Origin of the sequence: Acidovorax sp. LjRoot66, from assembly GCF_964253305.1 — a bacterium.
GTDB lineage: Bacteria > Pseudomonadota > Gammaproteobacteria > Burkholderiales > Burkholderiaceae_C > Acidovorax.
This window is the reverse complement of the sequence record NZ_CAXUQU020000001.1, coordinates 549,125-563,059: the sequence shown is the minus strand read 5'-3', so window position 1 is coordinate 563,059 and position 13,935 is coordinate 549,125. Positions and strand designations below refer to the sequence as shown.

12 protein-coding genes are annotated in these 13,935 nt (G+C 67.8%); 6 read left to right on the top strand and 6 right to left on the bottom strand.

The genetic code is table 11. The features are described 5' to 3' along the window. Positions 1–2 precede the first annotated feature (2 nt). The 3 genes from trhP to ACSQ3Y_RS02650 all read right to left on the bottom strand — a co-directional run bounded on the left by trhP (position 3) and on the right by ACSQ3Y_RS02650 (position 3,603). Complete coding sequence (gene trhP, locus ACSQ3Y_RS02660; protein ID WP_057200296.1) at positions 3–1,427, bottom strand: prephenate-dependent tRNA uridine(34) hydroxylase TrhP; 1,425 nt, start codon at positions 1,425–1,427, stop codon at positions 3–5. A 31-nt stretch (positions 1,428–1,458) separates the two neighbouring features. Continuing rightward, positions 1,459–2,376, bottom strand: a complete 918-nt coding sequence (gene ttcA, locus ACSQ3Y_RS02655) for a tRNA 2-thiocytidine(32) synthetase TtcA (protein WP_436176352.1) — start codon at positions 2,374–2,376, stop codon at positions 1,459–1,461. A 162-nt stretch (positions 2,377–2,538) separates the two neighbouring features. Then, positions 2,539–3,603 carry a homocysteine S-methyltransferase family protein gene (locus tag ACSQ3Y_RS02650; RefSeq protein WP_436176351.1) on the bottom strand — a complete coding sequence of 355 codons (1,065 nt, stop codon included), beginning with the start codon at positions 3,601–3,603 and terminating at the stop codon, positions 2,539–2,541. Positions 3,604–3,775: 172 nt separating this feature from the next. On the opposite strand from ACSQ3Y_RS02650, the gene recQ reads away from it, so the two are divergent. Then, entirely contained in the window at positions 3,776–5,644 is a 1,869-nt protein-coding gene (recQ, locus tag ACSQ3Y_RS02645) for a DNA helicase RecQ (RefSeq protein WP_436176350.1), read from the top strand. 10 nt (positions 5,645–5,654) lie between these two features. Here recQ and ACSQ3Y_RS02640 read toward each other — a convergent pair whose 3' ends face one another. The 3 genes from ACSQ3Y_RS02640 to ACSQ3Y_RS02630 form a co-directional block, all read right to left on the bottom strand. Beyond that, complete coding sequence (locus ACSQ3Y_RS02640) at positions 5,655–6,722, bottom strand: serine hydrolase (RefSeq protein ID WP_436176349.1); 1,068 nt, start codon at positions 6,720–6,722, stop codon at positions 5,655–5,657. Continuing rightward, positions 6,661–7,794: a serine hydrolase gene (locus ACSQ3Y_RS02635; RefSeq protein WP_436176348.1), complete on the bottom strand. Its 1,134-nt coding sequence runs from the start codon at positions 7,792–7,794 to the stop codon at positions 6,661–6,663. The genes ACSQ3Y_RS02640 and ACSQ3Y_RS02635 overlap by 62 nt, the downstream gene beginning before the upstream one ends. A gap of 103 nt (positions 7,795–7,897) precedes the next feature. After that, positions 7,898–8,578, bottom strand: coding sequence for a GntR family transcriptional regulator (locus ACSQ3Y_RS02630; protein ID WP_436176347.1), 681 nt, complete (start codon positions 8,576–8,578; stop codon positions 7,898–7,900). Between the two features lie 114 nt (positions 8,579–8,692). Here ACSQ3Y_RS02630 and ACSQ3Y_RS02625 point away from each other — a divergent pair, with 114 nt between their 5' ends. The 5 genes from ACSQ3Y_RS02625 to ACSQ3Y_RS02605 are packed head-to-tail and all read left to right on the top strand — an operon-like array spanning position 8,693 to position 13,862. Then, complete coding sequence (locus ACSQ3Y_RS02625) at positions 8,693–9,592, top strand: fumarylacetoacetate hydrolase family protein (RefSeq protein ID WP_436176346.1); 900 nt, start codon at positions 8,693–8,695, stop codon at positions 9,590–9,592. 23 nt (positions 9,593–9,615) lie between these two features. Then, positions 9,616–10,644, top strand: a complete 1,029-nt coding sequence (locus ACSQ3Y_RS02620; RefSeq protein WP_436176345.1) for a TRAP transporter substrate-binding protein — start codon at positions 9,616–9,618, stop codon at positions 10,642–10,644. Between the two features lie 5 nt (positions 10,645–10,649). Next, the gene (locus ACSQ3Y_RS02615; protein WP_436180073.1) at positions 10,650–12,038 is read left to right on the top strand and encodes an FAD-binding oxidoreductase; all 1,389 of its coding nucleotides are present in this window, start codon (positions 10,650–10,652) and stop codon (positions 12,036–12,038) included. A gap of 32 nt (positions 12,039–12,070) precedes the next feature. Beyond that, a complete protein-coding gene (locus ACSQ3Y_RS02610; RefSeq protein WP_436176344.1) occupies positions 12,071–12,577 on the top strand; it encodes a TRAP transporter small permease in 507 nt (168 codons plus the stop codon). Positions 12,578–12,581: 4 nt separating this feature from the next. After that, a complete protein-coding gene (locus ACSQ3Y_RS02605) occupies positions 12,582–13,862 on the top strand; it encodes a TRAP transporter large permease subunit (protein ID WP_436176343.1) in 1,281 nt (426 codons plus the stop codon). Positions 13,863–13,935: the final 73 nt, after the last annotated feature.

Sequence of the window (13,935 nt, the reverse complement as noted above, 5' to 3'; positions counted from 1 at the left end):
GCTCAGGCCACCAGTTCGGGCGCGGAGGCCGGCTGCTCCACCACCCGCGCCAGCAGGGCGCCCGCATAGCGCGCGGGCAGCGGAATCCACACACGCACCGGATTGCCCTGGGCCACGGCCACGGGCTGGCCGTGCATGTCGTGCATGCGCTCGAGCCGCAACTGCACATTGCCGCTCGGGTGCACCACCTCCAGCAGGTCGCCCACGGCGAAGTGGTTCTTGGTCTCCACCTGCACCCAGTCGCCGACGAGGCCCACGGCGTCCTGGCCGTCGGCGCCCAGCACTTCGCCTGCGAACTGGCTGCGCTGCGTGGCCGAATGGCCGCTGAGGTAATTCTGGTAATCCTGGCTGGGGCGGCGCTCGAGCAGGCCGCCGGTGTAGCCGCGGTTCGAGAGGCCTTCGAGCTCGACCAGCAGTTCGGGGTTGAAGGGCCGGCCGGCCACGGCGTCGTCGATGGCGCGGCGGTACACCTGCGCGGTGCGCGCCACGTAGTACAGGCTCTTGGTGCGGCCTTCGATCTTGAGCGAATTCACGCCGATCTGCGCCAGGCGCGCCACATGCTCCACGGCGCGCAGGTCCTTGCTGTTGAGGATGTAGGTACCGTGCTCATCTTCCATGATGGGCATGAGCTGGCCGGGCCGGCCCAGGTCTTCGAGCAGATAGACCTGGTCGGCCGCCGGGTGGCGTGCGCCGTCGCCACAGGTAGAGAACGACTGCTCGGCCTCCTGCTGGGCGGTGGCGAAGTCGAAGCCGGCCTCCATCTTCTGCGCCACGGCTTCGCCCGTGGTCGGGTCCACATCGGCGCCATGCGTGGCATAGCCCCAGCGGCAGGCGTTGGTGCAGGTGCCCTGGTTCGGGTCGCGGCGGTTGAAGTAGCCGCTGAGCAGGCAGCGGCCCGAATAGGCGATGCACAGCGCGCCGTGCACGAATACCTCGATCTCCATGTCGGGGCATTCCTGGCGGATCTGCGCGATCTCGTCCAGGCTCAGCTCGCGCGAGAGGATGACGCGCTCCACACCCATCTTCTGCCAGAACTTCACGGCCGCCCAGTTGGTGGTGTTGGCCTGCACCGAGAGGTGCACCGGCACATCGGGCCACTTGTCCTTGACCATCATGATGAGGCCGGCGTCGGCCATGATCAGGGCGTCGGGCTTCATGTCGATCACGGGCTCGATGTCGCGCAGGTAGGTACGGATCTTGTCGTTGTGCGCGATCAGGTTGCTGGTCACGAAGAACTTCTTGCCGCGCGCATGCGCCTCGGCGATGCCCTGGCGGATCTGCTCCAGGCGGAACTCGTTGTTGCGCGCGCGCAGCGAGTAGCGCGGCTGGCCCGCGTACACGGCATCGGCACCGAAATCGTAGGCTGCGCGCATCTTGTCGAGCGAGCCGGCGGGCAGCAGCAGTTCAGGGGCTTTGAGGGCGGTCATCGGGGGGCCATCCAATCGGGTTGTGTGGGGTTCAGCGCGGCACCGGCATGGCGATGGCCTGCGGGAATTGCTCGCCATCGAAGGCCTTGTCGCCATCGGCATCGGCCACGCCGTTGGCCACCAGGCCCTGGAAGTCGAAGTGGCGCGGGTCCATGAAGTGCGAGGGCACCAGGTTGCGCAGCGCCACGGCCATGTTCTCGATGCGGCCGGGGTACAGCTGCTGCCAGTCGCGCAGCATCTGCCCGATCTGCTTGCGCTGCAGGTTCTCCTGGCTGCCGCACAGGGTGCAGGGAATGATGGGGAATTCGCGCAGCTCGGCCCAGCGCGTGAGATCGGCTTCGGCCACATAGGCCAGCGGGCGAACAATGACGTGATCGCCCCGGTCGCTCTGCACCTTGGGCGGCATGCCCTTGAGCTTGCCGCCGAAGAACATGTTCAAAAAGAAGGTCTGCAGCATGTCGTCGCGGTGGTGACCCAGCGCGATCTTGGTGCAGCCCAGCTCGTCGGCCACGCGGTAGAGGATGCCCCGGCGCAGGCGGCTGCACAGGCTGCACATGGTCTTGCCCTCGGGCACGTGCTGCTTGACCACGCTGTAGGTGTCGCGCGTCTCGATGTGAAAGGGCACGCCGAGGCCCGCCAGGTACCCGGGCAGCACCTGGGCCGGAAAGCCCGGCTGCTTCTGGTCGAGGTTGACGGCAATGAGTTCGAAGCGGTTGCCGTTGCGCTGCTGCAGCATGCGCAGCACGTCGAGCATGCCGTAACTGTCCTTGCCGCCCGACACGCAGACCATGACCTTGTCGCCATCGGCGATCAGGCCGAAGTCGGCGATCGCCTGGCTGACCTGGCGCACCAGGCGCTTTTCGAGCTTGATGGCCTCGCGGTCCGTACTGCCCGCCACGGGAGCGGGTGGTGCGGCATCGGGGAGCAAGGTGGGGGCGTCGGTCAGCATGGGGGCAGGAAAATCAAGGCGGCAGCCGGCATGCGCCGGGCAGGCCTGCCCGGCCGCACCATAGTCTGCAGCTCAAATTGCTATGTTTTGTATAGCGCAAGGCGATGGCACACCCATCGCATGGGTCGATTTTCGTACAAATCGGCCCGCTGGCCCGCGGAGTCAGGCCTCGGCGGCGTAGAACATGCGGCGCGCCGGCACTGCCTCCACCGCGCGCGCAATCGCGCCTATGTGGTCGGGCGTGGTGCCACAGCATCCACCGACGATGTTCACCAGCCCCTCGGCCGCGAACTCGTGCACCAGCCGGCTCGTGACCTCGGGGGTCTCGTCGAAGCCGGTGTCGCTCATGGGGTTGGGCAAGCCGGCATTCGGGTAGCAGCTGATGAAGGTATCGCCCGCCACGCGGTTCAGTTCCTGGATGTAGGGGCGCATCAGCGTGGCGCCCAGGGCGCAGTTCAGGCCGATGGCCAGCGGGCGCGCATGGCGCACGCTGTTCCAGAAGGCCGTCACGGTCTGGCCCGAGAGGATGCGTCCCGAGGCATCGGTGACGGTGCCGCTGATGATCAGCGGCAGGCGCTGGCCGCTGTGCTCGAAATACTCGTCGATGGCGAACAGCGCGGCCTTGGCGTTCAGCGTGTCGAAGATGGTCTCGACCAGCAGCACGTCGGAGCCGCCCTCGACCAGGGCCTCGGTCTGCTCGTAGTAAGCGGCGCGCAGCTGCTCGAAGTCGATGTTGCGCGCGCCGGGGTCGTTCACGTCGGGGCTGATGCTGGCCGTCTTGGGCGTGGGGCCCAGGGCGCCGGCCACGAAGCGCGGCTTGTCGGGCGTGCTGTACTTGTCGCAGGCGGCGCGGGCCAGCTGCGCCGACTTGAGGTTCATCTCGCGCGCCAGGTCGGCCATCTTGTAGTCCTCTTGCGCGATGGTGGTCGCGCCGAAGGTGTTGGTCTCGATCAGGTCGGCACCGGCGGCCAGGTAGCGCTCGTGGATGTCGCTGATCACATCGGGCCGCGTGAGGCTCAAGAGCTCGTTGTTGCCCTTGACGTCGCGCGGAAAGTCCTTGAACCGGTCGCCCGCACCGCCGGGGCCGGTGTAGCCCTCGCCCCGGTACTGCGCCTCGCCCAGCTTGAAGCGCTGGATCATGGTGCCCATGGCGCCATCGAGGATGGCGATGCGTTGGGCGAGGATGTCGGGCAGCTGCTGGGCGCGGGTGTAGTGGAGGGCTTGCATCCCCCTATTGTAGAAAGTGCGGCCGCGCCCCGCATGCAGCGCACAATATGCGCCTGCCGCGCAACAGGCCAAATGGCATCTGCCAGGCCCCATTGATACAACTGGCTGCCATCGCTTGCTGAAAAAGCGCCAACGGCCCTTAAACCCGAGTATTCGTTTGTCTTCTCGTCCTTTGTCATCCGCCCCGTCACCCGCCCACACCGTCCTGCACGACGTCTTTGGCTACGAGCAGTTCCGGGGCCCCCAGCAGGACATCGTCGAGCACGTGATCGGCGGCAGCGACGCATTGGTGCTCATGCCCACGGGCGGCGGCAAGTCGCTGTGCTACCAGGTGCCGGCCATCGTGCGCCAGCAGCAGGGCCGCGGGGTGACCATCGTCATCTCGCCGCTGATCGCGCTGATGCACGACCAAGTCGGTGCCCTGCACGAGGCGGGGGTGGATGCCGCCTTTTTGAACTCCACGCTGAGCTTCGACGAGGCGCAGGACGTGGAATTTCGCCTGCAGACCGGTGCCATCACGCTGCTCTACGCGGCACCCGAGCGGCTGAACACTCCGCGCTTCCTGGGCCTGCTCGACAGCCTGTACAACGAGGGGCACCTGTCGCTCTTCGCCATTGACGAGGCGCATTGCGTGAGCCAGTGGGGCCACGACTTCCGCCCCGAGTACCGCGCCCTCACGGTGCTGCACGAGCGCTATGCCGGCGTGCCGCGCATCGCGCTCACCGCCACGGCCGACGACCTCACGCGCGCCGACATCATCGAGCGCCTGCAGCTCGAGGACGCACGGCTGTTCATCAGCAGCTTCGACCGCCCCAACATCCGCTACACCATCGTCGAGAAGAAGGACGCCACCACCCAGCTGCTGCGCTTCATCGAGCGCGAGCATGCGGGCGAGGCCGGGGTGGTGTACTGCCAGTCGCGCAAGCGCGTGGAGGAACTGGCTTCCACCCTGAGCGACGCGGGCCTGGCCGCCCTGCCCTACCACGCGGGCCTCGATGCCAAGGTGCGCCAGAAGAACCAGGACCGCTTCCTGCGCGAGGAAGGCATCGTGATGGTGGCCACCATCGCCTTCGGCATGGGCATCGACAAGCCCGACGTGCGCTTCGTCGGGCACGTGGACATGCCCAAGAACATCGAGGGCTACTACCAGGAAACCGGCCGCGCAGGCCGCGACGGCCTGAACGCCGACGCCTGGATGGCCTATGGCCTGAACGACGTGGTGAACCAGCGCCGCATGATCGACGAAAGCCCGGCCGGCGAGGAGTTCAAGCAGGGCCTGCGCGGCAAGCTCGATGCGCTGCTGGCCCTGGCCGAGGCCACCGATTGCCGGCGTGTTCGGCTGCTGGCCTATTTTGGCGAAGCGTCCACGCCCTGCGGCAACTGCGACAACTGCCTGACGCCACCCGCCATATGGGACGCCACGGACGCAGCGCGCAAGCTGCTGTCCACCATCTACCGGGTACAGCAGGTCAGCCGTATCGGCTTCGGCACCGGCCACATCATGGACATCCTGCGCGGCAAGCAGACCGAAAAGGTGCTGCAGTTCGGGCACGAGAAGATCTCCACCTTCGGCATCGGGGCCGATCTGTCGGAGCCCCAGCTGCGCGGCGTGCTGCGCCAGCTGATCGCCACCGGCGCCCTGGGCCTGCAGAAGGTGATGCTGGACAGCGGCCACAGCTTCGACACCCTCTGCCTGACCGAAGGCTCGCGCGCCGTGCTCAAGGGCGAGGTCCCCGTGCAGCTGCGCGAATCGGTATCGGCAGCGCAGGCCAAGCGCACCCGCAAGGGCAGCGCGCCCCCGGCGGCCGCCGCCAACCTGGGGCCCGATGCGCAGGTGCGCTTCATCAACCTCAAGGCCTGGCGTGCCGAGGTGGCCAAGGAGCACAACCTGCCGGCCTATGTGATCTTCCACGACGCCACGCTGGCCGCGATTGCCGAGCGCAACCCGGCCACCCTGGAGGACCTGCAGGGCATCAGCGGCATGGGTGCCAAGAAGCTCGAAGCCTACGGCAACGAGGTGCTGCGCGTCAGCGCGCAGTAGCCTCGGTTGCTTATCGGCCGGGCTTCTTGCCCGGCAGCAGGGTCGCGGTGATGGCCCGGCCGATCTGCTCGAAGGCCTTGCCCGCCTCGCCATGCTCGTCCAGGTCTTCGGCGCAGGTGGCCACCACGATGGCCGCGCGGCCGCCGTCCTGCGGGTTGACCACGCCCATGTGGCAGGCGCGGTGCAGCTGGGTGCCCGTCTTGTGGATGAAGCGCTCGCTGCGCGGCAGGCCGGCTTCGAGCCGGTAGGCATCGTAGCTGGCGTACTTGAGGTCGGTGAACAGGCGCTGCTGGTGCGCGGGGGAGAGCAACTTGCCGCTGACCAGCTTCTCCAGCATGCCGCCGTAGGCTGACAGCGGCGCGGAATTGAGTCCGCGCGCGTAATAGCGCTGGTAGGCCTCGTCCATGGTCTTCACGCGGAAATCCGCCTTGTCCACCTCGATGGTGCGTGCCAGCGCGTCCACACGCTGGGGCCCCATCGGTGCGGCCGCCAGGCGCACCAGGTCCATGTTGGTCATGGTGAGTGCATCGGGGTGCAGCTCGGCATAGACGTCATAGCGCACCTGCGCGAAGTTGGTGATGCGCTCGAAGCCCTTGGCACCGAGCAGGTCGCGCGCGCGGCGGTTGAGCGCGTCGTCGCCGATGGTGCGGATCAACATGTTGGCGGCCGTGTTGTCGCTCTCCATGAGCATGCGTTTGAGCAGTGCGTCCACCCGGTAGCGGGTGCCGGCCTTGTTCCAGACCACATTGCCCGAACCGTCGACCTTGTCCGTATCCTGCAAGGTGACCTGTTCGACGAGACTGTGTTTTCCCTGCTCCACCTCCTGCAGCATGGCAATGGCCACCGGCAGTTTGGCCGAGGAGCCCAGGTACCAGGGCCGGTCCGCCTGGTAAGACAGCACTTCGCCATTGTCCAGCCGCTTGACGTACACGCCCAGCTGGCCGGGCGTGGCCTGGTCGATGCGTTCGATCTGCTGGCGCAGCGCGTCGCTCCAGGCGGCGGCATGCGCAGCCAGGCTAGCGCTCGCCAGGATCAGCGCGGTGCAACACGCGCGCAACGGGAGGGCACTCTGGGTCATGGGTTCGTCCGTCGGTCAGCAGGCCAGAGTTGCACAGGGCCGCCCCCACGTCGCGCAGGGCACGGTCTGAACGCGCGCTGGACAGCTCTCCACGCGTACAGGCAACCACAATAACCCGCTGGTCGCGGCCCAGGCGTGGGACAGTGACCAATCCGGAGTCGCATGTGCGCGCCCTTTGCGTGCCGGTCTTGTGCGCAAAGCGCGCCGTCCTGGGCAGGCCGGCCTGCACGCGGTGGACCCCCGTCTGCACCCGCTCCATCACCCCCAGCAGGTAGCGCGTGTGCGCGGCATGCAGTACCTTGCCGTTGACCAGCAGCTCCAGCAGGTCGGCGTACGCATCGAGCCGGCCCGAGTTCAAGCCGCTGGCGTAGTAGGCCTCGAAGGCATCGCCCACGCTGGGCAACAGGAAGGACACGGCCGGCACGTGCAGCAGGCGCGACAGCACCTGCACCCGGTCCGCATCGCTGCGCTGCTGCTTGATCACCAGGAAGTCATGGCCGGACAGGTGCGATGCCTGCGGCGTGAGGTGGCCATAGGCGTGGCGGCGCACATCGGCCAGGCTGGTGATGCGTTCGAAGCCCCGGGGCACGAGCTGCTCGACCAGGGCATTCACGGCGCGGATGCCGACCAGGCCGATCAGCATGTCGCTGGCGGTGTTGTCGCTGTAGATGACCATCTGCTCGATGAGGTAGCGGATGCTCAGCGCCGTGCCCACGGGCTTGGCGTTGGTATGGCCTGCACCGTCCACGTAGTCGGAAGCACGCAGGCGCAGCTTGGTATCCAGCGTGAAGTCGCCCCGCTCCACGGCCTGCAGCACCGCCAGCGCCACCGGGATCTTCACCGTCGAGGCCAGGTACCAGCGCTCCTGGCCGCGATGGGACACGGCGATGCCGCTCTCCAGGTCGCGTACATAGACGCCGATGCCCGCCGTGTTCTGCGCCGCCACCTGGTTGAGCTGATCCTGCAGCAGCTCAGGCCAGGCAGGACGGGCCGCGGCCGCTCCCTGCGCGCAGGCGGAACCTGCCCCCAGCGCGGCGGCGATCAAGGTCAGCGAGAGAAACAGGCTGTGCAAACGGGCGATGGCGACGCCTCCGTAAACACGCCACGGTACACCCCGTGCTGCCACAGGCCGGTAACACTCTGTGATCCAGAGGGTTACAGCGAGCGCAGCGGCCTCAGCCTTCCTGCAGCAGCGGCGAGCGCAGGATGATCTGCGCCGTGGCGAACAGGTGGGTGTCGATGGCCGCGAACGCACGGGCCTCGTCGCGCGCCAAGGCCGCCTCCATGATCTGGCGGTGCTCGCCGCGCACGTCGCGGTGGTCGGTGCTCAGCGGCACCGAAAGGCGGCGGTAGCGCTCGCTTTGGCGGTAGAGCATGTGCCGCATGCGCAGCAGCCACTGGTTAGGGCAGGCGCTCACCAGCGCCTCGTGGAACTCGCCATGCGCATCGTTCCACGCGGTGGTGGACCGCGCCTCGACCTCGGACGGCAGGGACTGCAGCCGCTCCATGCGGTGGGCCGCTGCGACGATGCGCGTCTCCCACTCGACCTCGCCGTGCTCCATGGCCTGGCCCAAACACAGGGATTCCATCTCCACGCGGGCGCGGGTCAGGTCCAGCAGCTCGTCCTTGCTCACCGGGCTCACGCGGTAGCCGCGGTGCGACTCGCCCACCACCATGCCCTCGGCCCCCAGGCGCGACAACGCCTCGCGCACGGCGCCCAGGCTCAGCTCCAGCCGCTCTTCGACAGCCTTGATGTTCAGCTTGGCGCCCGGCGGCAGGCGCCCGTCCAGGATTTCGGCACGGATGAGGTCACAGGCGGTCTCGGCCTGGGTGCGCTTGGGAGGGATGGTCAGCATGGCATCGCCATTTTATCCGGGAATCTACCAACAAGAGAATAATAGATTATTTGATCAAATATATATCCATGCAGCCAGGGCACCACGCCCCGTGGCCGCCCACCAGGAGAACCCATGAAATTGCTTCGCTTCCAATCGGCCGGCCGAGAGGGCTGGGCCGTGTGCCACCCGTCCACCGGGGCCTGGCATGGCACCACCGAGGGCCATGGCGCCTACCCCGGCGATGTGGACGACTTGCTGCGCCAGGGTCGCACTGCGCTGGACGCCGCGGCAGCCACCATGGCCCGCCAGGGCACCGTGGATTTGACAGCCGTGCAACTGCTGCCCCCCGTGGCGCGGCCGGCCAAGATCATCTGCGTGGGCCTGAACTACCGCGACCACACGGCCGAAAGCGGCTTCGTGCAGCCCGCCTACCCCACGCTGTTCGCGCGCTTCAACTCCAGCGTGATCGCGCACGGCGCACCCCTGCTGCACTCGCCGCTGTCGGACTCGCTCGATTTCGAAGGCGAGCTGGTCGCGGTGATCGGCACTGGCGGCAGCCGCATCGCGCGGGAGGACGCGCTCTCCCACGTGCTGGGCTATTCGGTGTTCAACGACGCCAGCGTGCGCGAGTACCAGTTCAAGACGCCGCAGTGGACCATGGGCAAGAACTTCGACGGCACCGGCGCCTTCGGCCCCTGCCTGGTGACCGCCGACGAGCTGCCCCCCGGCGCGCGCGGCCTGCTGCTGCAGACGCGGCTGAACGGCCAGACCGTGCAATCGGCCAACACCGACGACATGGTGTTCGACATCGAGTCGCTGATCGTCACCATCAGCGAGGCCATCACGCTCGAGGCGGGCGACCTCATCGTGGCCGGCACCCCGGCGGGCATAGGCCACGCCCGCGAACCGCGCCTGTACATGAAGCCCGGCGACGTCTGCGAAGTGGAGATCGAGCGCATCGGCCTGCTGCGCAACTCCGTACACGCCGTGGCCGCCACGGCGCCCCGCCCCTTCGAGCCCGCCACCGCATAACGCCCAAACCCCAGGAGACTGCCATGCCATTGAACCGATTGCTGCGCACCGCCCTCATCGGCACCCTCACCGCCCTGGCCGCCCTCGGCGTGCAGGCCCAGGACGCCAAGCCCCGCACCGCCCGCTTCGGCCATGGCCTGGCCGACAGCCACCCCGCCGGGCTTGCCGCCAAGCAGTTCGCCGCCGACATGGACAAGGCCACCGGCGGCAAGATGAAGATCACCGTGATCGCCAACCAGGCCCTGGGGCCCGACCCGCAGATGCTGGGCGCCCTGCAGGGTGGCGTGCAGGAGTTCTACACCGGCAGTGCGCTGGCGCTGCTGGGCCAGGTCAAGGAGCTCGGGTTCCAGGACGTGCCCTTCCTGTTCAACACCGAAGCCGAGGCCCACGCGGTGTTCGACGGGCCCGTGGGCCAAACCCTCAACACCAAGCTCGCCGGCGTGGGCATCCACGTGCTGGGCTGGTGGGAGAACGGCTTTCGCCACATCACCAACTCGCGCCGCCCGGTCAACAAGCTCGACGACCTCAAGGGCCTGAAGCTGCGCACCCAGCCCAACCCGCTAACGCTCGATGCGTTCAAGGCCATCGGCGCCAACGCCTCGCCGCTGCCCTGGTCCGAGCTGTTCGTGGCGCTGGAGACCAAGGCCTTCGACGGCCAGGAGAACCCCATCGTGCTGATGTACACCCAGCGCTTCTATGAGGTGCAGAAGTACATGACGCTCTCGGGCCACGTCTACTCGCCGCTGATCTTTGCGGTGTCCAAGAAATACTGGGACAGCCTCTCGGCCGACGAGAAACAGATGATGACCAGCGCTGCCAAAAGCGCCACGGCCTACCAGCGCAAAACCACCGCCGCCGAGGCGGGTGCGGCCCTCCAGGGCATGAAGGACAAGGGCATGCAGGTGACGCAGTTCTCCGAGGCCGATCTGCAGGCCATCCGCGACAAGGTGCCACCGGCGATTGCGCCGCACCTGGAGAAGATCGGCCCCGAGTTCATGGCCCTGGTGCGCAGCGAGATCGCCAAGGCGCGCGCCGCGGCCAAGCCGCAGTGATGGACATGCCCGACCGCCCGCCCCTGCCGCCCGCCTTCCTCGAAGCATTGGGCCAGTTGCTTGGCCCGCGCCTGTCCACCAGCCTGGCGGTGCGCGAGCACCACGGGCGCGACGAGTCGATTTTTGCCGCCATGCCGCCCGACGCCGTGGCCCATGCACGCACGCAGGACGAGGTGGTGGCCATCGTGCGCCTGTGCCGCGACCACCGCGTGCCGCTGGTGCCCTATGGCGCGGGCTCGTCGCTCGAGGGCCACACCCTGGCCACGCGCGGCGGGCTGACGCTGAACCTGCAGCCCATGGACCAGGTGGTCGCCATCCACCCCGAGGACCAGACCGCCACCGTGCAGCCGGGCGTGACACGCAAGGCGCTCAACGCGCAGCTGCGCGATACGGGCCTGTTCTTTCCCATCGACCCGGGGGCCGATGCCACCATCGGCGGCATGTGCGCCACGCGCGCCAGCGGCACCAACGCCGTGCGCTACGGCACCATGCGCGAGAACGTGCTCAACCTCACCGTGGTCACGGCCGATGGCGAGGTGGTGAAGACCGGCCAGCGTGCGCGCAAGTCGGCCGCGGGCTACGACCTCACGCGCCTGTTCGTGGGCTCCGAAGGCACGCTGGGCGTGGTGGTGGAAGCCACCGTGCGCCTGTACCCGCTGCCCGAGAGCGTGATGGCCGCCGTGTGCGCCTTTCCCGACATCGACGCGGCCGTGCAGGTGGTGGTACAGACCATCCAGCTCGGTGTGCCGATCGCGCGCTGCGAGTTCGTCGACGCCACGGCCATCCGTGCGCTCAACGGCCACAGCCGCACCGGCCTGCCCGAGCAGCCGCACCTGTTCTTCGAATTCCACGGCAGCACGGCCGGCGTGCAGGAGCAGGTGGCGAGCGTGCAGGCCCTGGCGCTGGACGGCGGGGGCGCTCAGTTCCAGTGGGCCAGCAGCCCCGAGGAGCGCACGCGCCTGTGGGAGGCGCGCCACAACGTCTACTTCGCCGCACTGCAGCTGCGCCCGGGCTGCCGCTCAGTGGTCACCGATGTCTGCGTACCGATCTCGCGCCTGGCCGAGTGCGTGGGCCAGACCGCGCAGGACCTGCGGCAGTCGGGCATGCTCGCGCCCATCGTCGGCCACGTGGGCGACGGCAACTTCCATGTGCAGATGCTGGTGGATGCAGACAACCATGCCGAGGTGGAGCAGGCCGAGGCGCTCAATGCGCGCCTGGTGCGGCGCGCGCTCGCCATGGATGGCACCTGCACCGGCGAGCACGGCGTGGGCCTGCACAAGCAGGGCTTCCTTCTCGACGAATTGGGCGCAGCCCCGGTGGAGCTGATGCGCCAGATCAAGCACGCCATGGACCCGCACAACCTCATGAACCCCGGCAAGATCTTCGCGTTCTGACGCGGCCTGTCCACCCTTTCCCCCCACTTTCCATGAAGCAACTCATCCACTGGTATTTCAAGGCGCTGGAGGGGGTCGTCGTGCTGTGCCTGGCCGCCATGTGCGTCATGGTGTTCGGCAACGTGGTGCTGCGCCACCTGTTCGACTCGGGCATCAACATCTCCGAAGAGCTGTCGCGCTTCATGTTCATCTGGCTGATCTTCCTGGGCGCGATCCTCGCCATGCGCGAGGGCGGCCACCTGGGCATGGACATGCTGGTGCACCGCCTCTCGGGCAAGGCGCTGTTCGCGGCCGTGCTGCTGGCGCAGTGCACCACGCTGGCCTGCTGCGCGGTGCTGCTGTGGGGCCTGCTGCGCCAGCACGCACTCAACATGGCCAACACCGGCCTGGTGACCGGCATTTCGCTGGGCGTGGTGTATTCGGTGGCCTACCTGTGTGCGGCGTCCATCGGGGTGATGACGGTGGTCAACATCGCGCGGCTGCTGAGCGGGCGGGTGAGCCCCGCGTCGCTGGTCGCCGTCAGCGAAGAAGGGGCCTGACACCATGGTCGTCGCCGTCTTCGTGCTCTCGCTGCTGGCCGCCATGGCCCTGGGCGTGCCCATCGCCTTCTCGCTCATGGCCTGCGGCATGGCCATGATGTTCTACATGGACATGTTCGACGCGCAGATCATCGCGCAGAACATGCTCTCCGGGGCCGACAGCTTTCCGCTGATGGCGATTCCCTTCTTCGTGCTCGCGGGCGAGCTCATGAATGCCGGCGGCATCTCGCGGCGCATCGTCGACGTGGCCGGTGCCTGGGTGGGGCACTTCAAGGGCGGCCTGGGCTACGTGGCCATCTTCGCCTGTGTGGTCATGGCCTCGCTGTCGGGCTCGGCCATCGCCGACACGGCCGCTGTCGCCGCACTGCTGATCCCGATGATGCGCAAGGCTGGCTACGACATTCCGCGCGCCTCGGGGCTGATCGCCTCGGGCGGCATCATCGCGCCGGTGATACCGCCCTCCATCGGCTTCGTGATGCTGGGCGTGGTGGGCAACATCTCCATCACCCAGCTGTTCATCGCCGGCATCGTGCCGGGCCTGATGATGGCGCTGGCACTGGTGGTCACCTGGATCTACCAGTCCCACCGCGACGACATGCCGCGTGGCGAGCGCATGCCCCTGCGCCAGCGAATCTCGGCCACCGTGGCGGGCTTCTGGGCACTGCTGCTGCCGCTGCTCATCGTGGGCGGGCTCAAGGCGGGCTACTTCACCCCCACCGAGGCGGCCGTGGTGGCGGTTTTCTACGCGCTGTTCGTGGGCTTCGTGGTGTACCGCGAGCTGCGCTGGTCGCAGCTCTACGGGCTGCTGCTGGCCAGCGCCAAGACCTCTGCCGTGGTGATGTTCCTGGTGGCGGCGGCGCAGGTCTCGGCCTGGCTCATCGCGGCCGCCAACATTCCGATGGTGGTGGCCGACATGCTGCAGCCCCTGGCGGGCAGCCCGGTGCTGCTGATGCTGGTGATCATGGCGCTGATCTTCGCGGTGGGCACGGCGCTCGATTTCGCGCCCACCATCCTGATCCTGGTACCCGTGCTGATGCCGGTGGTGCGCATGGCCGGCATCGATCCGGTGTACTTCGGCGTGCTGTTCATCATGAACAACGCCATCGGCCTGATCACGCCACCAGTGGGCACAGTGCTCAATGTCGTCTGCGGGGTGGCCCGCGAGCGCATGGAGCCGGTGATCCGCGCCGTCATCCCCTACCTGCTGGCGCAGACGGCGGTGCTTCTGCTGCTCACGCTGTTCCCGCAACTGGTGATGGTGCCGCTGCGCTTCTTCACGCGCTGAGGGCGCTTGCTGGCGGGCAATGGCGTGCATGAAAAGGCAGCGCCGCCATCCCACAAAGGGCCCCCGGCGCGCC